Source organism: Streptomyces sp. NPDC093149, assembly GCF_044754145.1.
GTDB lineage: Bacteria > Actinomycetota > Actinomycetes > Streptomycetales > Streptomycetaceae > Streptomyces.
On record NZ_JBIVON010000002.1, the window covers coordinates 368,000 to 386,944 of the forward strand.

Consider the following 18,945-nt stretch of genomic DNA (forward strand, 5'->3'; position numbering starts at 1 on the left):
TAACGCCGACCGGGCCGTACCTCACCAGTATCTGCTGATGGGTCCGGCCCGGCGGCAAAAGGGGGCGATACGGGTGATCCAGGTGATTTTGCGTACCCGGTGTATCGGGTGTGTGCCGGTGGCGTTCAGGCCTGGCCGACGAGCTCGTAGCCGGCCTCGTCGACCGCGGCGCGCACGGCGTCCTCGGCCAGCGGGGCCCGGGAGGTCACGGTCACCTGGCCGGTGGAGGCGACGGCCTTCACCGAGGTGACCCCCTCGATGCCGGAGATCTCCTCGGAGACCGCGCCTTCGCAGTGCCCGCAGGTCATGCCGGACACCTGGTACACGGTGGTCACGCCGTCCGCCGTCCGGTCGCCGGTGTCCGCGCCGTCGTGGCAGGAGCCACTGGGCGAGCAGCAGGAGCCGGTGGCCTGGGGGAGCTGGGTCTCGGCGGTCATGGTGTTCTCCTCTTCGACGAGCACAAAAGGGCGTGGTGCCGGGGTCCGGGAGGACCGGTGCCCCGACGCTCATCACACTATACCCCTAGGGGGTATGAATGCGAGCGCCCCGCCCTTCGCCGTGAGCGCCTCCCTGTCTGCTGCGCGCGCTCCGCGCCAGTGACCGCAGCCAGGCCAGTGCGACGAACGTGATCACGACGAGGCCGCCCACCGAGAACAGCGTGAACAGATGCTGCTGCTCCTCGGTGGGGGTCGGGATGTACCCCTGCGCGAAGAGCGCGCGGCTCAGGCCGGTGTCGGTGACCCGGGCGACCAGCCAGATCGCGATGCCGTGCATCGAGTCCCAGAGCGAGTGCAGCACGGCGACGCCGAGATAGGTGGCGATCACGGGTGCGGCGAAGCGGAAACGCCCGTTCGGCCTGCGGAAGGAGAGCAGGACGCCGCCGGCGATCGCCGTCCAGAGGCCGTGTCCGAACGGCGCGAGTACCCCGCGCAGTACCTCGGTCTCCAGCAGGGCGCGCAGATCGATGCCCTTCATGGTGACGGCGGCGTTGAAGGTGTAGCCCGCGCTCTCAAGGGCGGCGAACCCGAATCCGACCGCCGCGCCGAGCACCAGTCCGGCTCGCATGCCGTGGATGCGGGTGTGGTGGCGGAGTACGAACATCAGCGCCGCGAGCTTCACGGCCTCCTCGATCAGCCCGACACCCAGGAACATCCAGAGCGACGGGTTCAGCAGGTAGTACTCCATGACGGAGGCGCCCAGCACGCCCAGGATTCCGCCCGTCAGGAAGCAGCCGAGGATGAGGTTCACCCCGAGGTCGCGGCCGTGTCGTTCGTACGCCCACAGGACGAAGGCGGCCGGGACCAGGAAGCTGCCGAGCAGGATGAGGGTCGGCAGCAGGGTGGTGTTCTGGGTGGCGTACGTGACGACCGCGGTCAGGATCCAGAGGGCTGCGCCACCCCACAGGCACCGTTTCCAGAGGCCTGGGCGCGGCTGTGGTGGCTCCGGAGGGGCCTGGGGGTGCGGTGGGACGGGGCCCGGCCGTCGGCCGGAAGGAGTGGCGGGTGACGGATTGCCGGGATCGGTGTACCAGTTCATGCGTACTCCCTGTGCATATCTCCTGAATTGCCCGAATCCTATGAGGTGTGGAGCTATCGGGCATTCGGGGGAGTCGGGAGCGGGGTGTCGCAGACCAGCGGCTCGAGGTAGCGGAGCAGCGCGGTCTTCAGCTCCCTGGTGTACGCGTCCCGCTCCTCGCCCTCGTGGGCCATGATCAGGTCGAGCCCGCCCTTGAAGAGGGTGAAGATCATGTTGGCGATGCGGGCGATCTGGGCGGGCGGAGTGTCCGGCAGGTAGCCGCCGAGGATCGTCTCGACGCGGTTGAGCATGGTCATGTGGAGTGCGTCGTGACCCTGGGTGATCATTCCGGGGATCTCCCCACCGTGCATCAGGACGGTGAACGCCGGGTTCTCGCAGTTGAAGGTGATCAGCGGGTCGAGGACGGCGTCCAGCATCCGGTCCAGCGGGAGCGTCAGGTGGTCGGGAAGGAAGGCGGCGCCGTACGTCTCCCGCCAGCGGTTGAGGAGTTGGTCGCCGAGTTCGACGGCGATGGCCTCCTTGTTGGGGAAGAACTGGTAGAGCGTGCCCGGTGAGACGCCGGCTTCGCGGGCGATGGCGTTGGTGCTCGCGGCGGTGTAGCCGGTGGTGCAGAAGACGCTGGCCGCCGCTTTGAGGAGCTGGGCGATGCGGGCTTCGCCGCGGGCCTGGCGGCGGCGGGGGCGAGGGGCGCCGGTGGTTGCTTCGGCGCCCCCTGTCACGGCTGTTCCCGCGGCCGTTCCCGGGGGTGTGGTGGAGGCGCCACCCGTGTCGGCGGCCTGCGTGCGGGCGCCGCCTGTCCCCTCGGCGCCGTCTCCTGTGCCCTTGGCGTCTCTCGCCCCTCCGGCGTCCCGTGAGTGTCCCGCGTCTCGCGCGCCTCCCATGCCCGTCGTGTCTCCGGTGTGCCTCGCTCTGGCCTCCGACACGGTCAATCCCCAGCTTTCATGGCGCGGTTGACAAACACGAGTGGTCGCTCGCATTCTTGGTGAAACGCGAGCGATGACTCGTGTTTGCCAGTCTAATCGGCAACGACTGATCCATGCTGCCCTGCGCCGCCGCCCCATGGGGCCGTCGCACGCCGTCGGATCCGGGGGGAAGGGGACACCGCGTCATGCCTGAAGTGAACGGTCCGCAGCGTCTGGGGGGCTGGACGCGATTCGTCACCGCGCGACCACGGCTCGCGCTGCTCGCGGCCCTGGTGATCACGATGCTCGCCGTGTTCGCCGGCAGCGGGGTGGCCGACCGGATGGGCAGTGGGGGCTGGGAGGCCCCGGACGCCGAATCGACCTATACGACCAAGGCGCTGGAGCGCGAGTTCCCCGCGTCCCAGCCGAATCTGCTGCTGCTCGTGGACAGTGGTGACGCATCGGTCGACGATCCCGCGGTGGCCGCCGAGGCGGCCCGGCTGACCGAGCGGCTGGCCGGCGAGAAGGGCATCACCGGTGTCGGCTCGTACTGGCAGAGCAAGTCACCCGCACTGCGTGCCGAGGACGGGCGGGAGGCGCTGATCGCCGCCCGGATCGAGGGTGACGACAAGGCGATGGGCGAGGTCCTGGACCGGATGGCTCCCGCCTACCGGGGCGTGCACGGGCCGGTGGAAGTCTCGGTCGGCGGCCCGGTGGCCGTTCGGCACGAGATGCAGACGATCATCCAGGAAGACCTGCTGCGGGCCGAGATGATCGCCCTGCCGGTGACACTCGTGCTGCTGGTCATGGTCTTCGGCAGCGCGATCGCCGCCCTGCTGCCGCTCGGCGTGGGCATCGTCGCGATCCTGGGGACCAATGCCGTGCTGCGCGGCATCACCGAATTCACCGATGTCTCGGTCTTCGCCCAGAACCTCACCACCGCCCTCGGCCTCGGACTGGCCATCGACTACGCGCTGTTCATCGTGCGCCGGTTCAGGGAGGAGCTCTCGGCCGGGGCGGACACCCGGGAGGCCGTGGGGGCGACGCTGCGCACCGCGGGCCGCACGGTGCTGTTCTCCGCGCTGACCGTCGCGGTTTCGCTCGCCGCGATGCTGGTCTTCCCGCAGTACTTCCTGCGCTCGTTCGCCTACGCGGGGATTGCCGTGGTCCTGCTGGCGGCGGCCGCCGCGCTCGTGCTGCTGCCGGCCGCTCTGGTGCTGCTCGGGCCACGGGTGAACTCCCTCGATCTGCGCCGGCTGCTGCGACGTGGTGACGGGCGCTCGGCCGAGCGCTCCGGCGGAGTCGGGCGAGGGCGTCCGGGCGGACATGGCGAGCCGTCCGAATCCGCCGCGCCCGTCGAGACCGGGCCCGGCCGCGGCTGGGGCCGGTTCGCGGCCCTGGTGATGCGTCGGGCGCCGGTCTTCGCCGCCGCCACCGCTGTGGGGCTCGTCCTGCTCGGGCTGCCGTTCCTCGGGGTGAAGTTCGGTACTGCGGACGATCGCCAGCTGCCCGCGTCCGCCGAGTCGCATGTCGTGCAGCAGCACATCCGGGACGGTTTCCCGGGCAGTCCGGGCGGCGGCCTCGAAGTGCTCGCGGAGGGTGCGGCGACGCCGGCCCAGTACGCCGAATACCGCGACAGGATCGCCGGGCTTCCCGGTGTGCTGCGGGTCGACGGACCGGTCACGGCGGGGCGGTTCGCCTACTTCAGTGTGCTGCCCGACGGCGAGTCCGTGGGGGAGGGGACCCAGCGGCTCGTCCAGGACCTCCGGGCCGAGCCCGCCCCCTTCGACACCTCGGTGACGGGCACGGCGGCCGTCCTGGTCGACTCCAAGCACGCCATCGCCGACCGGCTGCCCTGGGCGGTGGGCATCATCGTCGTGGTGACGCTGTTCCTGGTCTTCCTGCTCACCGGAAGTGTGCTGATCCCCCTTCAGGCGGTCGTGCTCAACGCGCTCAGTCTCACGGCGATGTTCGGAGCGGTCGTCTGGGTCTTCCAGGACGGGCATCTGTCCGGGCTGCTCTCCTTCACCAGCACGGGGGACATAGAGACGACACTGCCGGTGCTCATGTTCTGCGTCGCCTTCGGACTCTCCATGGACTACGGGGTCTTCCTGCTCTCCCGGATCAAGGAGGAGTACGACCGCACCGGGGACCACGAGCGGTCGGTGACCTTCGGGCTGCGGCACACCGGTGGGCTGATCACCGCGGCAGCCGTGATCCTGGCGGTGGTGATGGTCGCCATCGGCACATCACGGGTGACCAACACCAAGATGCTGGGCCTCGGTATCGCGCTGGCCGTGCTGATGGACGCCATGGTGGTGCGGAGCCTGCTGGTTCCTTCCGTGATGAAGCTGATGGGAAGGGTCACCTGGTGGGCGCCCGCCCCGCTGCGGGCCTTCCACCGGAGGTTCGGCCTGAGCGAGGGGGAGTCCGCGCCGGTTGCGGCCGAGGACATGTCGAAGGACGCCCCGGAGCGGGAAAGGGTCACCAGCGGCGCGTAGATCCGCCCGGCCGCCCGTGGCACAAGTGATCGTCGTCGAACCGTCGAAGGGCGGGTCGCACGCCCCGGCGAAGGAGTGGGGTCCCGTGCGGCGGCGGGTGGGGACCGCTCGCCGTACGGGACCGGAGGCGATCAGTGACCGCGCCCTCGGTTGCCGGGTCTTGAGGCGACCCAGGCACGGATGGTGTCCGCGTACCAGTAGGGCTTGCCGCCCTCCACATGGTCGGGCGGCGGGAGGTGACCGTGTTTGCGGTAGGAGCGGACGGTGTCCGGCTGCACCCGGATGTGCGCGGCAATGTCCTTGTAGGACCAGAGTCTTCTGTCCGTCATAAGTGACACCTCTCTGCACTGCGGCGGCAGCCGGGGGAGGCCGCCGGGGGAGCCGCGGTATCGACGCTGACGATCACTCAGTCAGTGCCCGGTGCAACGAAACGGGGCGAGTTCCGGGGAGGGGCTGTCGAGCGCCTGTGACGAAAGACCCGCGTACCGAAGACACCTGTGACGAGAGATGGATCTCTGTGACAGAAGCAGTACATGGTGTTCGAGGGATTGCGGAACAGCCCTTGGCGAGAGAGGCGTCCGGCGACCGGAGTCACACCGGCGGATAGGGGAGAGGCGTTGTGCGACTCGGCCCCGCGTGCCGGAGCACCGACCAGGTGGCCGGGGTGACCAGGCCGTTCGGCGCGAGCGGCGGGTGGTCCGCCTGGAAGCGCTGCACGGCGAGGAGGGTCTGCGGTCCGAACGTTCCGTCGAGCGCGGACCACGGCAGATAGTGGCGGTTGGCCAGCATGCACTGCACCTGGGAGACCCGCTCGCCCCGCTCCCCGAAGAAGGCCGGCCCGTCGCCGTCGTAGAAGACGCAGACCGGGCTGGAGCCGGGCGGTGGCGGCGGGTTGTGCGCGTCGGCGGAGGCTCCCGGGGCCGTGGTGAGGGCGGCGGCCAGGGCGGCCGCGGCCAGGGCCGGGGCCCCGGCCGTCCTGCGGAACGACAGCATCTTTCGGATCACGGCGAGTTGCTCCTCGTGCGGTGGCGGGGTGTTCGGCGGCGGGCGCGGCCGGGACCGCGTACCGGCGCCTCGTCGAGCACAACACCGCGCACCGTCACTTCGTCACTTCCCGGGGTCGTTCGGCGTGTCCGGGGTCCGGCGGGGGCCGTCGGCGCGCGGGGCACCGCAGGAGCGGAGGAAGTCCCGCGTACGGCGGGCGATGGGGAGGGGTTTGTCGGGAGGGCACGGATACATGTCCTGCTCGACGATGGCGAAGAGGTCCACGTCCAGCTCGCGGGCGGCGGCGAGTACGGGTTCCAGTGCGGGTACCCCGCCCGGCGGTTCGCACATCACGCCGCGCGCCACGGCCGGCCCGAACGGCACCTCGTGCGCCACGACTTCGGCCAGGATCTCCGGGTCGACCTGCTTGAGGTGGAGATAACCGATCCGTTCGCCGTAGGTCTCGATCAGCTTGACGCTGTCACCGCCGCAGTAGGCGTAGTGGCCGGTGTCGAGGCAGAGCGAGACCAGGTCGGGATCGGTGGCGTCGAGGAAGCGGCTGACGTTCTCCTCGCTGTCGATGTGCGTGTCGGCATGCGGATGGACGACGATGCGCAGCCCGAAGCGGTCCCGTACCTCGCGGCCCAGCCGTTCCGTCTGGGTGGTGAGGTGGCGCCACTGCTCGGCCGTGAGAACGCGGTCCTCCAGGACCTCGCCCGTCCGGTCGTCGCGCCAGAAGGACGGGATGACCACCAGATGCCCGGCACCCATCGCCCGGGTGAGTGCCGCGATGTCGGCGACATGCGCCCAGGTCCGGTCCCAGACGTCCGGTCCATGGTGCAATCCGGTGAAAACGGTCCCGGCCGAGACGGTGAGTCCGCGGCGGCCGGTCTCGTCGGCGAGGCGGGCCGGGTCCGTCGGGAGATAGCCGTACGGGCCGAGCTCGATCCACTCGTAACCCGCCGCGGAGACCTCGTCGAGGAAGCGCTGCCAGGGCACTTGCCGGGGATCGTCGGGGAACCACACCCCCCACGAGTCGGGTGCCGAACCGATACGGATACGGGCCGGAGTCAATGCGGAGGAGGTCATGCCGTCCAGCCTCCCGGCCCCGGGAGTGAGTGTCAATCATTCGTCCTTATGTCCGGACAAAGCATTGACAGGGTTCCGGGCGAGGGCTAGACCTGGGAACAGCCGCCCCGGTCGCCGGTCGAAGGGATGCGTATGCCTGAGCAGTACGACGTGATCACCATGGGCCGGATCGGCGTGGACCTCTACCCCCTGCAGACCGGTCTGCCGCTGGCCCGGGTCGACACCTTCGGGAAGTTCCTCGGTGGTTCGCCCACCAACGTCGCCGTCGCGGCGGCCCGGCTCGGACGACGGACGGCGGTGGTGACGCGCACCGGCCGGGACGCCTTCGGGGAGTATCTGCACCACCAGTTGAGGGAGTTCGGGGTCGACGACCGGTGGGTGACGCCCGTCGACGCCTGGCCGACCCCCCTCACCTTCTGCGAGCTCTTCCCGCCCGACGACTTCCCGCTCTACTTCTACCGGCAGCCCAAGGCACCCGACCTGGAGATCCATGCGTCCGAACTGGACCTCGACGCCGTGCGGTCCGCCCGGGTCTTCTGGATGACGGGCACCGGCCTGTGCGCCGAGCCGAGCCGTACCGCGACCCTCGCCGCACTCCGCGCCCGCGACCGGTCCGGCATCACCGTCTTCGACCTCGACTGGCGCCCGATGTTCTGGGACACCACGGAGGATCCCGCGTCCCGCCGCGCCCCGGCCGCCCGTTACCGGGAGGCACTCGCCCATGCCACCGTCGCCGTCGGCAACCTCGACGAGTGCGAGATCGCGACGGGCGAGCGCGAACCCCACGCGGCCGCCCGCGCCCTGATCGCCGCGGGCATCGAACTGGCCGTCGTCAAGCGGGGCCCCAAGGGCGTCCTCGCCGTCCACCGCGACGGCACGGTGGCCGACGTGCCGCCGCTGCCCGTCGAGGTCGTCAACGGCCTGGGCGCCGGTGACGCCTTCGGCGGGGCGCTCTGCCACGGACTGCTCGCCGGCTGGGAGACGGAGCGCATCATGCGGTACGCCAACGCGGCCGGCGCGATCGTCGCCTCCCGGCTCGCCTGCTCCTCCGCGATGCCGTTCCCGCACGAAGTCGAAACGGCGCTGGCCGAAGGCGCCGTCACCTCCCGCCCCACCGGAGCCACTCCATGACGCCCGCGGCCTCCTCGGTCTTTGAACTCGTCCACCTGCGCGTGCGCCACCCCGAGGCCGTCGCGGAGGCCGCGGCGCGGCGCCGCAGACGCCCCCTCGTCGGCAGCGGCGGACGCCTGATGATCATCGCGGCGGACCATCCGGCCCGTGGCTCCCTGGCCGTCGGCGACCGCGAACTGGCCATGGCGAACCGCTTCGAACTCCTGGAACGGCTCCGCCTCGCCCTCTCCCGTCCCGGTGTGGACGGAGTCCTGGCCACCGCCGACATCCTCGACGACCTGCTGCTCCTCGGCGCGCTGGAGAACAAGGTCGTCATCGGCTCGATGAACCGCGGCGGGCTCGCGGGCGCGGCCTTCGAGCTCGACGACCGTTTCACCGGCCACCGCCCCGAGGACCTCGCCCGTCTGCGCTTCGACGCGGGCAAACTGCTGCTCCGTATCGACTACGACGACCCCGGCTCGCTCGACACCATGCACGCCACCGCACGTGCCATCGACGCCATGGCCGCGCACCGGCTGCCGGTCTTCGTCGAGCCGTTCCTCTGCCGCCGCGCGGACGGCCATGTCCGCAACGACCTCGGTGCGGAGGCGGTCACCACCTCGATCGCCATCGCCTCGGGGCTCGCCGGGACGTCCGCGTACACCTGGCTCAAGGTTCCCGTCACCGAGAACCCCGACGACATGGCCCGGGTGATGGAGGCCTCCACGCTGCCCGCCGTGCTGCTGGGCGGCGAGGTGCGCGACGATCTGGACGGCGCGTTCGAGAAGTGGCGCACGGCGCTGCGACTGCCGACCGTCCAGGGCCTGGTGGTGGGGCGTTCGCTGCTCTACCCGGCCGACGGAAAGGTGGCGGAGGCCGTCGACACGGCCGTGTCGCTGCTGGAGCCGAGAGGAACGGGCGAGAGCCCGGCACGGGGTAGGGAGTGGGTATGACGACGGACGACGAACCGCGGTACCACCTCCGCGCCGGAACCACGGCGAACGGGCCCTATGCCCTCGACATCGATCCGGAGCGGGCCGGCTGGGACCGGTCGAGCCTGCGTGTGCTGGAGCTGGGACCGGGCGGAATTCACACGCTCGTCACCGGGGAGAGCGAGTGGATCGTACTGCCGTTGACCGGTGGCTGTACGGTGCACACCTCAGGTGAGATCTTTGAACTGCTGGGCCGGGAAAGCGTGTTCAGCGGGGTATCCGACTTCGCGTACGTCCCGCGTGACGCCCATGCACAGATCGCCTCCGGCGCAGGAGGCCGCTTCGCCCTGGCAGGAGCGAAGTGCGAGCGACGACTCCCCGCTCGCTACGGCCCCGCGCCGGAGGTACCCGTGGAGCTGCGCGGCACCGGGAACTGCTCCCGTCAGGTCAACAACTTCGCCGCGGCCGACACCTTCGAGTGCGACCGGCTGATCGCCGTCGAGGTCCTCACCCCGGGTGGCAACTGGTCGTCCTACCCTCCGCACAAGCACGACGAGGACCGCCCCGGAGTCGAGTCCGTGCTGGAGGAGATCTACTACTTCGAGGTGGCGGACGACGGGCTCGGCTACCACCGGGTGTCGCCGTCGAGGGACGGCGGCACGGACGTCCTCGCCGAGGTCCGCAGCGGTGACACGGTGCTCGTCCCCGACGGCTGGCACGGCCCGTCCATCGCGGCCCCCGGCCGCACGCTGTACTACCTCAATGTGATGGCGGGTCCGGGCGAGCAGCGGGAGTGGCTGATCAGCGACCACCCCGACCACGGCTGGATCCGTGACACCTGGACCTCGCAGCCGGTGGACCCCAGACTGCCGCTGTACGGGACGGTCCCGCCGTACGGTTCGGAGGCGAGCTCATGAGCGCACCACGCACCCGCAGGCTGACCACCGCCCAGGCCCTGGTGTCCTTCCTCTCCCGCCAGTACACCGAGCGCGACGGCCGACGACAGCGCCTGATCGGCGCCACCTGGGGCATCTTCGGCCATGGCAACGTCGCCGGGATCGGTCAGGCCCTCACCGAGTCGGGCCGCGCGATGCCCTATCTCCAGGGCCGCAACGAGCAGGCCATGGTGCACGCCGCCGTCGGCTACGCCCGGCAGTCCGGCAGGCTCTCCGCGCACGCCGTCACCACCTCCATCGGCCCCGGCGCCACCAATCTCGTCACCGGCGCCGCCCTCGCCACCATCAACCACCTCCCCGTCCTCCTGCTGCCCGGCGACACCTTCGCGACCCGGCCCGCCGACCCCGTGCTCCAGCAGCTCGAAGTCCCGTCCGCCGGGGACCTCTCGGTCAACGACTGCCTGCGCCCCGTCTCCCGCTACTTCGACCGGATCACCCGCCCCGAGGCCCTGATCCCGGCGGCCCTCCAGGCCGTGCGAACCCTGAGCGACCCGGCGGAGACCGGCGCGGTCACCCTCGCGCTGCCGCAGGACGTGCAGGCCGAGGCGTACGACTGGCCGGAGGAGTTCTTCGCCGAGCGCGTCTGGTACGTGCGCCGCCCCGCTCCCGATCCGTACGAGCTCGACCGGGCGGTACGGGCCGTGCGCGGCGCCCGTCGGCCACTGATCGTGGCGGGCGGCGGCATCCATCACAGTGCGGCGGAGGAGACCCTGGCCGCGTTCGCCGCCGCCACCCGTATCCCCGTCGCCTCGACCCAGGCCGGCAAGGGTTCCCTGCGCCACGACCACCCCGCGGACGTCGGAGGCATCGGCCACACCGGCACCGCGACCGCCGACGAGCTGGCCCGCACCGCCGACCTGGTCATCGGTATCGGCACCCGCTACTCCGACTTCACCACGGCCTCCGCCACGCTCTTCTCGAACCCGGCGGTGCGCTTCGTCAACCTCAACATCACGGGCTTCGACGCCCACAAACTCGGCGCGCTGCCGCTCGTCGCCGACGCCCGCACCGCTCTCGAAGCCCTCACCGCCGCACTCGCCGCGCGCAACCATCGCGTCGACCCGTCCTACGAGACCGAGTACACCGAGGCCAAGGAGGAATGGGAGCGGCGCGTCACCGCCGCGTTCACCGCCGACGACCCGGACGCCCGCCCCACCCAGACCCAGGTCCTGGGCCTCCTCGACACTCTGGTCACCGAGGACGACATCCTGATCAACGCGGCCGGTTCGCTCCCCGGCGACCTGCACAAGCTCTGGCGGGCCCGCTCCCCGCACCAGTACCACGTCGAGTACGGCTACTCCTGCATGGGCTACGAGATCCCGGCCGCGATCGGGGTCCAGCTGGCCGCCCCCGGCCGCCCCGTCTGGGCCCTCGTCGGCGACGGCACGTACCTGATGAATCCCACCGAGATCGTCACCGCGGTGCAGCAGGAGCTCCCGGTGAAGCTGGTCGTCCTCCAGAACCACGGCTACGCGTCCATCGGCTCCCTCTCCGAGGCGGTCGGCGGCGAGCGCTTCGGCACGGCCTACCGCCACCGGGCCGCCGACGGCACCTTCACCGGCCCCCCGCTCCCCGTCGACCTCGCGGCCAACGCGGGCTCGCTGGGGATGCGGGTGCTCCGCGCCCAGACCGTGCGTGACCTGCGCGAAGCCCTTGCCCAGGCGCGCGCGGCGGACCGTCCCACTTGTGTCTACGTCGAGACCGAAACGGCAGACACAGTGTCGGGCCCCCCTCCGGCGCAGGCGTGGTGGGATGTTCCCGTAGCCGAAACGGCCACCCGGCCGTCGGCCGTGAAAGCCCGCGAAGAGTACGACCGACACGTCGCCGACCGACGCCGCCACCTCTGAAGACGCCACTGAAGGAGTTCTGTCATGAAGACCGTCAACCACTGGATCGGTGGCAAGACCGTCGAGGGCGCGTCCGGCAACTACGGCCCGGTCACCGACCCGGCCACCGGCGCCGTCACCACGCAGGTCGCGCTCGCCTCCCTCGAAGAGGTCGACGCGGCGGTCGCCGCCGCCAAGGACGCCTACGCCACCTGGGGCACGTCCTCGCTGGCCACCCGCACCGCGATCCTCTTCCGCTACCGCGCGCTGCTGGACGCCCACCGCGACGAGATCGCCGCGCTGATCACCGCCGAGCACGGCAAGGTGCACTCGGACGCGCTGGGCGAGGTCGCCCGCGGTCTGGAGATCGTCGAGCTGGCCTGCGGCATCACCACCCAGCTCAAGGGCGAGCTGTCCACGCAGGTCTCCAGCCGGGTCGACGTCTCCGCGATCCGCCAGTCGCTCGGTGTCGTCGCCGGCATCACCCCGTTCAACTTCCCGGCCATGGTGCCGATGTGGATGTTCCCGCTCGCCGTCGCCTGCGGAAACACCTTTGTGCTCAAGCCCAGCGAGAAGGACCCCTCGGCCGCCAACCTGCTGGCCGAGCTGGCCTCCGAGGCCGGTCTGCCGGACGGTGTGCTGAACGTCCTGCACGGTGACAAGGTCGCCGTCGACGGGCTCCTCGCCCACCCCGACGTGGCCGCGGTCTCCTTCGTGGGCTCCACCCCGATCGCCCGTCACATCCACACGACCGCCACCGCCAACGGCAAGCGCGTCCAGGCGCTCGGTGGCGCGAAGAACCACATGCTGGTGCTGCCGGACGCGGACCTCGACGCCGCGGCCGACGCCGCCGTCTCCGCCGCGTACGGCTCCGCCGGTGAGCGCTGCATGGCGATCTCCGCGGTCGTCGCGGTCGGCTCCATCGCCGACGAGCTCGTCGCCAAGATCAAGGAGCGCGCCGAGAAGATCAAGATCGGTCCCGGCAACGACCCGACGTCCGAGATGGGCCCGCTGATCACCGCCGCCCACCGCGACAAGGTCGCCTCCTACGTCACGGGCGCGGCCGCCCAGGGTGCCGATGTCGTCCTCGACGGCACGGGCTTCACGGTCGAGGGCTTCGAGGACGGCCACTGGATCGGCCTCTCCCTCCTCGACAACGTCTCCACCGACTCGGACGCGTACAAGGACGAGATCTTCGGCCCGGTCCTGTGCGTCCTGCGCACCGAGACGTACGAGGAGGGCGTCGCCCTCATGAACGCCTCGCCGTTCGGCAACGGCACCGCGATCTTCACCCGCGACGGCGGCGCCGCCCGCCGCTTCCAGATGGAGATCGAGGCCGGCATGGTCGGCGTCAACGTGCCGATCCCGGTGCCGGTCGGCTACCACTCCTTCGGTGGCTGGAAGGACTCCCTCTTCGGCGACCACCACATCTACGGCAACGACGGCGTGCACTTCTACACCCGCGGCAAGGTCGTCACCACCCGCTGGCCGGACCCGGCCGACGCCCCGGCGGGCGTGGACCTGGGCTTCCCCCGCAACCACTGACCCGTAGCCCCACCCGACGGCCCGTACGGACGCTGTGTCCGTACGGGCCGTCGTCATGTCCGCCGCACCCCCGCGCTGACGTGTCGCTGACGGCGCGGGCACATGGCCGTACCGCCGGTCCGACGGCGCTGGACTGCCCTCGTGCTCGTCGACTGGAATGGATCCGGCACCCACGAAGCGCGGTACCGGGGGCTCTTGCGGAGGCTCGACGTGGTGGAGGCGATGGCAGTGAGTGCGGTGGACGAACGCCCTTCGGGGCCCGAGACGGTGGGCGCCACCACGGTCGTGGAGGACCTGCTCGATCTCGCCCGGTCCGAGCGGCGACAGGCCTTGGAGGACCTCGTCGTCGCCGAGTTCAAGGTCGCGCTCCTCATGGAGGACGACGACGAACTCCCCATGGACGAGAGCTACTTCGACCTGGGGCTCACCTCGCTGACGATCACCGATCTGAAGCAGAGCCTGGAGTCGATGATCGGGCACGAACTCAGCGCGAACCTGCTGTTCAACAGCCCCACCGTGGGCCAGCTGATGGACCACATCTGCGACGAGCTGCTCCCCGGCCTGTTCCGTCCCGCGCGCGCGTCCGCGCCCGGCGACGGAACCACGTCCGGCGCCGCCCCCGGCCCCCGCGCCGCCGCCCCCGCCGACCCCTCGGCGGACGATCTGGTCGACGAAGCCCTCAAGAACCTCTACCAGGGACAGGGGTAGCAGACATGGCAGACCTGGACGACGCGACCACCGCCGATGCCCTGGAGCAGGCCAGGGAGGATCTGCGCAGGCAGCGTGAGCTCCTGAAGGAGCTGCTGCGGGAGAAATACGAACCGATCGCGATCGTGGGCGTCGGCCTGCGCTTTCCCGGCGGGAACAACTCCCTGGAGGAATTCACCGAGTTCCTGCGCGAGGGACGCAGCGCCATCGGCCCGCTGCCGAAGGACCGCTGGGACGTCGAGGCATACGCGTCCGGTGAGGGCCGCGGCGTCATCCGCACCACGGGCGGCGGCTTCCTCGAAGGCCTCGAACGGTTCGACCCCAAGTTCTTCAGGACGGCCCCGGCCGAGGCGCACTGTCTGGACCCGCAACAGCGGCTCGTGCTGGAGACGGCGTGGGAGTCCCTCGAACACGCGGGGATCGATCCGACCGCGCTGCGGCACGGCAACGGCGGCATCTACGTGGGCGCCAGCTCCCTCGACTACGTGATGGAGATGGACGAGCTCCCCGACGACGAACTGGACGGGCGGATCGCGGCCGGGGTCTCGCACTCGGGCATCTGCGGCAGACTCTCGTACTTCCTCGGCTGGCGCGGGCCCTCCATCACCGTGGACACCGCCTGCTCGGCCTCCCTCGTGGCACTCCACCTCGCCGTCCAGGGGCTGCGCCGCCGCGAGTGCGACATCGCCCTGGCCGGCGGGGTCAACGCCATCCACCACCCCCGGAGCACCGCACTCTTCTCCGATCTGACCGCGCTCTCGCCCGACGGCCTCTGCAAGACCTTCGACGACGCGGCCGACGGCTACGGCCGGGCCGAGGGCTGCGGCATGATCGTGCTGAAGCGGCTCTCGGACGCCAGGCGCGACGGCGACGCCGTCCTGGCGCTCGTCCGCGGCAGCGCCGTCGGGCAGGACGGGGAGAGCGCCGGGCTCACCGTGCCCAACGGCGCGGCGCAGGAGACCCTGTTGCGGCGGGCGCTCAGCAGCGCCCGGCTGGAGCCCGGCGACATCCAGTACGTGGAGGCGCACGGCACCGGAACCCCTCTCGGGGACCCGATCGAGATCGGTGCGATCAGCGAGGTCTTCGCGGACTCGCACAGCAGGAGCGATCCGGTGATCGTCGGCTCGTCCAAGACCAACCTCGGACACATGGAGCCGGCCGCGGGGATCGGCGGAGTCATCAAGGCCGTCGCCCAGCTCCGCAGCGGCGAGATCTTCCCGCACCTCAACTTCGAGAAGCCGTCCTCGCGCATTCCCTGGGAGGTCTCCCCGGTCGAGATCCCCACGCGGACCCGTCCCTGGACGTCCGCCACCCGGCGCGCGATGGTCAACTCCTTCGGCTTCGCCGGAACTCTGGCGTCCGCGGTCCTCGAAGAGGCGCCCGCCGACGCGGACGCCCCCGCCCGCGAGCAGACGGATCCGGCCGGGGACGCGGGCCGTGAGACGGACGGCCGGTCCAAGGACGCGGACCGTGAGGCGGACGGGCGGCCCGTCGGCGCCGGCCGGGAGAGCGGTCATGTCTTCACCCTGTCCGCGAAGTCGGCCCGCTCCCTCGCCCTGCAGATCGAGCGCTACCAGCGGCTGCTGGCCGACCGGCCCGACCTGCCCGTCGACGCCATCTGCCACACCGGCAACACCGGTCGCGCCCACTTCGACCACCGGATCGCCGGAGTCGTCCGCGATCACGCCGGTCTGCGCGCACTGCTCGCCGACCGGGCCGCCAGGCCCACGGCCGACAGGCCGGAGGCCGTACGCAAAGCGGTCTTCCTGTTCACCGGACAGGGTGCGCAGCACCCGGGCATGGGCCTCGCCCTGTACGGCCGCCACTCGCTGTTCCGCCGGGCCGTCGACGAGCTGGACGAGCTGTTCGCCCCGCATCTGGGCCGCTCCATCAGGGAGTTGATGTTCGGCCGTACCGAGGACGCCGAGGAACTGCATCGCACCCGGTACACCCAGCCCGCCCTGTTCGTCCTGGAGTACGCGCTGGCGCGGCTGTGGCTCTCCTGGGGCGTGCGGCCCTCCGCCGTCATCGGACACAGCATCGGCGAGGTGGTCGCCGCGACCGTCGCCGGACTCTTCACCGTGGCCGACGCGGTGCGGCTGGTGGCGGTGCGGGCCCGGCTGATGGACTCGGTCACCGCTCCCGGCGGCATGGCGGCCGTCGGGGCTCCCGCCGAGACGGTGAACGCCTTGGTGGAGCCGTACGAGGACCTCGCCGTCGCCGCGTACAACGCACCCACGCAGTGCGTCATCTCGGGCGGCGCCGCCTCGCTCGACGCGGCGACCACCGCGCTGACCGCCAAGGGCGTGCGGGTCAAGCGGCTGCCCGTCTCGCACGCCTTCCACTCGCCGCTGATGGGCGCGGTCACCGAGGAGTTCCGGGCGGTCTTCGCCGGCATCGTCTTCCACGAGCCCGAGTTCACCCTGATCTCCAACCTCACGGGTCAGGTGGCCCGGTGGCGGGACATCTCCAAGCCCGACTACTGGGTCCGGCACATCGCCGAACCGGTGGACTTCGCGGCCGGGATGCGCACCGTGGCCCGGCGCGGCAGGCACGCGTACATCGAGATCGGGCCGTCCGCCACGCTGTCCTCGCTGGCCCGGGAGAACCTCGACGCCCCGGGAGACACCTGGCTGCCCAGTCTGCGCCCGGCCCAGCAGGACGACCTGGCGCTGCTGTCGTCGGTCGCCAAGCTGTACGCCGCCGGATACCCGGTGTCCTGGACCGGCTTCCACTCGGAGCGGCGGATGCGACGGGTGGTGCTGCCGGGCTACGCCTTCGACCGCCAGGAGTACTGGCTCCGGTCGGCGAACCCGCGCCGCTTCTCGCCCGGGGCCGGAGCGGGTGCCCGGCCGAGCACCGCACCGGACGCCCCGGCGGCGGCCGGGCCCGTCGCCACCGCCCCGGCCGAGCTGGACACCGGACGGCTGCTCTCCATGGGCCAGGACGAACGGCTCGCCGCCCTCACCGGACACATCCGTGCGCTGATGGCCGCCGAGCTCCAGTTCGACGACCCCGCGGAGATCGAGCCCGGCGCGCACTTCCTCGACCTGGGTCTGGACTCGCTGGCCGCCGCCCGGCTCAGCGGGCAGCTGGGCACGGCCCTGGGCCGCAGGACCACGGTGTCCGAGGTGCTGGACCACCCCAGCGCACGCTCCCTGGCCGAGTTCGCCGAGCAACGGCTGACCTCGGACTGAACCCCGCGCCGCACCCGGCCGGGCAGCAACCTTCCGATCAGCCGGACCTGTTGATGGAGAGACCATGGACGAGGCCACGCCAGAGACACTCGCCGCCATCCCCGGACACCACGCCGCCGTCCGGCCCGATCATGTCGCCATGATCCACCTCGGCACCGAGGTGACGTACGCCGAACTCGACCGTGAGAGCAACCGCGCCGCGCACGCCCTGCTCGCCGCGGGGCTCGCTCCCGGCGACCGGGTCGCGTTCCTCGGCATGGAGTCGCAGCACTACTACGAGATCGCCTTCGCCTGCGCCAAGAGCGGCACCGTCCTGGTACCGGTCAACTGGCGGCTCACCGAGAGCGAGGTCGAGCACCAGCTGCGCGACTCCTGCGCCCGGCTGCTGTTCGTGGAGGAGGAGTACCGCGCCACCGCCGAGCAGGTCGAGGCCGAACTGCCGGAGCTGAAGACGATCGTCGGCATGGATGTCCTGGGACGGCGCGGCGCGGGTTACGCGGACTGGAAGTCCGCCTTCCCGGACACCGGCACCGGCTATCGCCCCGATCCCGCCCAGCCCGTCGCCCAGATGTACACGAGCGGCACCACCGGACCGCCGAAGGGCGTGGTCCTGCCCCACCGGAGCTTCTTCGCGCTGGGCCGCGCCATGGACGACAACGGCCTGGACTGGGTGGACTGGAAACCCGGCGACAAGAGCCTGATCGGGCTGCCGGGACTGCACATCGCCGGGCTCTCCTGGTCCATGCAGGGGTTCACCGCCGGCGTGACGAACGTGATCATGCGGATGTTCGTCGCCCAGGAAGCGGTCGCGCTGATCAGGGACGTGGGCGTCACCACCACGTTCGTCGCCCCGGCCATGCTCCAGATGATGCTGGCCGAGCCCGCCGCGTCCAAGGAGACCTTCGCGACACTGCGCAAGGCGGTCTACGGCGGATCGCCGATCGCACAGGAGTTGCTGGTCCGCTCCCTCGACGTGCTGGGGGCCGATCTGGTGCAGGCATACGCCGCCACCGAGACGGGCAACGCGGTGGCCCTGCTGCCGATGCCCGACCACATACCGGGAAGCCCGCGGCTGCGTGCCGCCGGGCGTGCGTGCCCGGGGGTGGAGATACGGATCGTCGCCGACGGCAGGACCTGTGCGGCGGGGGAGACCGGCGAGGTGTGGGTGCGGTCGGCCGCGGTGATGCTGGGCTACTGGAACCTGCCGGAGGCCACCGCGCGGACCCTGACGGACGGATGGCTGCGGATGGGCGACGCCGGCTACCTCGACGAGGACGGCTACCTCTATCTCTGCGACCGGATCAAGGACACGATCATCGTCGCCGGGGAGAACGTCTACCCCGGCGAGGTGGAGGAGGCGCTCGGCAAGCACCCCGCGGTGGCCGAGGTGGCGGTCATCGGTGCTCCGCACCCTCGTTGGGGCGAGGCGGTGCATGCCTGCGTGGTGCTGAACGAGGGCATGCGGGCGACCCCGAGGGAACTGATGCTGTCCCTGAAGGGGCGGATCGCCGACTTCAAGATCCCCGTCCGGTACGACTTCCTGGACGGCCTGCCCCGCAACTCGACCGGCAAGGTGCTCCGCCGCGAACTGCGGGACCGGTTCTGGGCAGGGCGGGCCAGCAAGATCCACTGACGGACGGGGCCGACGGCGGTACCGGT

The 18,945-nt window shown here is 71.1% G+C and carries 15 protein-coding genes; 9 read left to right on the plus strand and 6 right to left on the minus strand.

The window, feature by feature from the left end; translation table 11 throughout:
* Window positions 1-125: 125 nt before the first annotated feature.
* The 3 genes from ACIQCZ_RS08220 to ACIQCZ_RS08230 form a co-directional block, all read right to left on the minus strand.
* On the minus strand, window positions 126-437 hold the full coding sequence (locus tag ACIQCZ_RS08220; protein WP_402280668.1) for a heavy-metal-associated domain-containing protein: 312 nt from the start codon (window positions 435-437) through the stop codon (window positions 126-128).
* 85 nt (window positions 438-522) lie between these two features.
* Window positions 523-1,536, minus strand: a complete 1,014-nt coding sequence (locus tag ACIQCZ_RS08225) for a PrsW family intramembrane metalloprotease (protein ID WP_402280670.1) — start codon at window positions 1,534-1,536, stop codon at window positions 523-525.
* A gap of 53 nt (window positions 1,537-1,589) precedes the next feature.
* Window positions 1,590-2,255 carry a TetR/AcrR family transcriptional regulator gene (locus ACIQCZ_RS08230; RefSeq protein ID WP_402280671.1) on the minus strand — a complete coding sequence of 222 codons (666 nt, stop codon included), beginning with the start codon at window positions 2,253-2,255 and terminating at the stop codon, window positions 1,590-1,592.
* 389 nt (window positions 2,256-2,644) lie between these two features.
* Here ACIQCZ_RS08230 and ACIQCZ_RS08235 point away from each other — a divergent pair, with 389 nt between their 5' ends.
* On the plus strand, window positions 2,645-4,939 hold the full coding sequence (locus ACIQCZ_RS08235) for an MMPL family transporter (RefSeq protein ID WP_402280673.1): 2,295 nt from the start codon (window positions 2,645-2,647) through the stop codon (window positions 4,937-4,939).
* A 131-nt stretch (window positions 4,940-5,070) separates the two neighbouring features.
* Here ACIQCZ_RS08235 and ACIQCZ_RS08240 read toward each other — a convergent pair whose 3' ends face one another.
* The 3 genes from ACIQCZ_RS08240 to ACIQCZ_RS08250 all read right to left on the minus strand — a co-directional run bounded on the left by ACIQCZ_RS08240 (window position 5,071) and on the right by ACIQCZ_RS08250 (window position 7,012).
* Window positions 5,071-5,268 (minus strand): MerR family transcriptional regulator, encoded by a 198-nt coding sequence (locus tag ACIQCZ_RS08240; RefSeq protein ID WP_351080521.1) that lies wholly within the window; start codon window positions 5,266-5,268, stop codon window positions 5,071-5,073.
* Between the two features lie 262 nt (window positions 5,269-5,530).
* Complete coding sequence (locus tag ACIQCZ_RS08245) at window positions 5,531-5,944, minus strand: peptidoglycan-binding protein (RefSeq protein WP_402280674.1); 414 nt, start codon at window positions 5,942-5,944, stop codon at window positions 5,531-5,533.
* 102 nt (window positions 5,945-6,046) lie between these two features.
* Window positions 6,047-7,012: a sugar phosphate isomerase/epimerase family protein gene (locus ACIQCZ_RS08250; protein ID WP_402280675.1), complete on the minus strand. Its 966-nt coding sequence runs from the start codon at window positions 7,010-7,012 to the stop codon at window positions 6,047-6,049.
* Window positions 7,013-7,144: 132 nt separating this feature from the next.
* Between ACIQCZ_RS08250 and iolC the strand changes: the two genes are divergently transcribed.
* The 8 genes from iolC (at window position 7,145) to ACIQCZ_RS08290 (ending at window position 18,919) form a co-directional block, all read left to right on the plus strand.
* Window positions 7,145-8,143, plus strand: coding sequence for a 5-dehydro-2-deoxygluconokinase (gene iolC, locus ACIQCZ_RS08255; protein WP_402280677.1), 999 nt, complete (start codon window positions 7,145-7,147; stop codon window positions 8,141-8,143).
* The gene (locus ACIQCZ_RS08260; RefSeq protein WP_402280678.1) at window positions 8,140-9,075 is read left to right on the plus strand and encodes a deoxyribose-phosphate aldolase; all 936 of its coding nucleotides are present in this window, start codon (window positions 8,140-8,142) and stop codon (window positions 9,073-9,075) included. The genes iolC and ACIQCZ_RS08260 overlap by 4 nt, the downstream gene beginning before the upstream one ends.
* A complete protein-coding gene (gene iolB, locus ACIQCZ_RS08265) occupies window positions 9,072-9,971 on the plus strand; it encodes a 5-deoxy-glucuronate isomerase (RefSeq protein WP_402280679.1) in 900 nt (299 codons plus the stop codon). The genes ACIQCZ_RS08260 and iolB overlap by 4 nt, the downstream gene beginning before the upstream one ends.
* A complete protein-coding gene (iolD, locus tag ACIQCZ_RS08270; RefSeq protein WP_402280681.1) occupies window positions 9,968-11,857 on the plus strand; it encodes a 3D-(3,5/4)-trihydroxycyclohexane-1,2-dione acylhydrolase (decyclizing) in 1,890 nt (629 codons plus the stop codon). Before iolB ends, iolD begins: the two co-directional genes overlap by 4 nt.
* Before the next feature lie 24 nt (window positions 11,858-11,881).
* Window positions 11,882-13,381: a CoA-acylating methylmalonate-semialdehyde dehydrogenase gene (locus ACIQCZ_RS08275; RefSeq protein WP_402280683.1), complete on the plus strand. Its 1,500-nt coding sequence runs from the start codon at window positions 11,882-11,884 to the stop codon at window positions 13,379-13,381.
* A gap of 222 nt (window positions 13,382-13,603) precedes the next feature.
* Complete coding sequence (locus tag ACIQCZ_RS08280; protein ID WP_402280685.1) at window positions 13,604-14,089, plus strand: acyl carrier protein; 486 nt, start codon at window positions 13,604-13,606, stop codon at window positions 14,087-14,089.
* 5 nt (window positions 14,090-14,094) lie between these two features.
* A complete protein-coding gene (locus ACIQCZ_RS08285; RefSeq protein WP_402280687.1) occupies window positions 14,095-17,286 on the plus strand; it encodes a type I polyketide synthase in 3,192 nt (1,063 codons plus the stop codon).
* Between the two features lie 64 nt (window positions 17,287-17,350).
* Complete coding sequence (locus ACIQCZ_RS08290; protein WP_402280689.1) at window positions 17,351-18,919, plus strand: long-chain-fatty-acid--CoA ligase; 1,569 nt, start codon at window positions 17,351-17,353, stop codon at window positions 18,917-18,919.
* Window positions 18,920-18,945 lie beyond the last annotated feature (26 nt).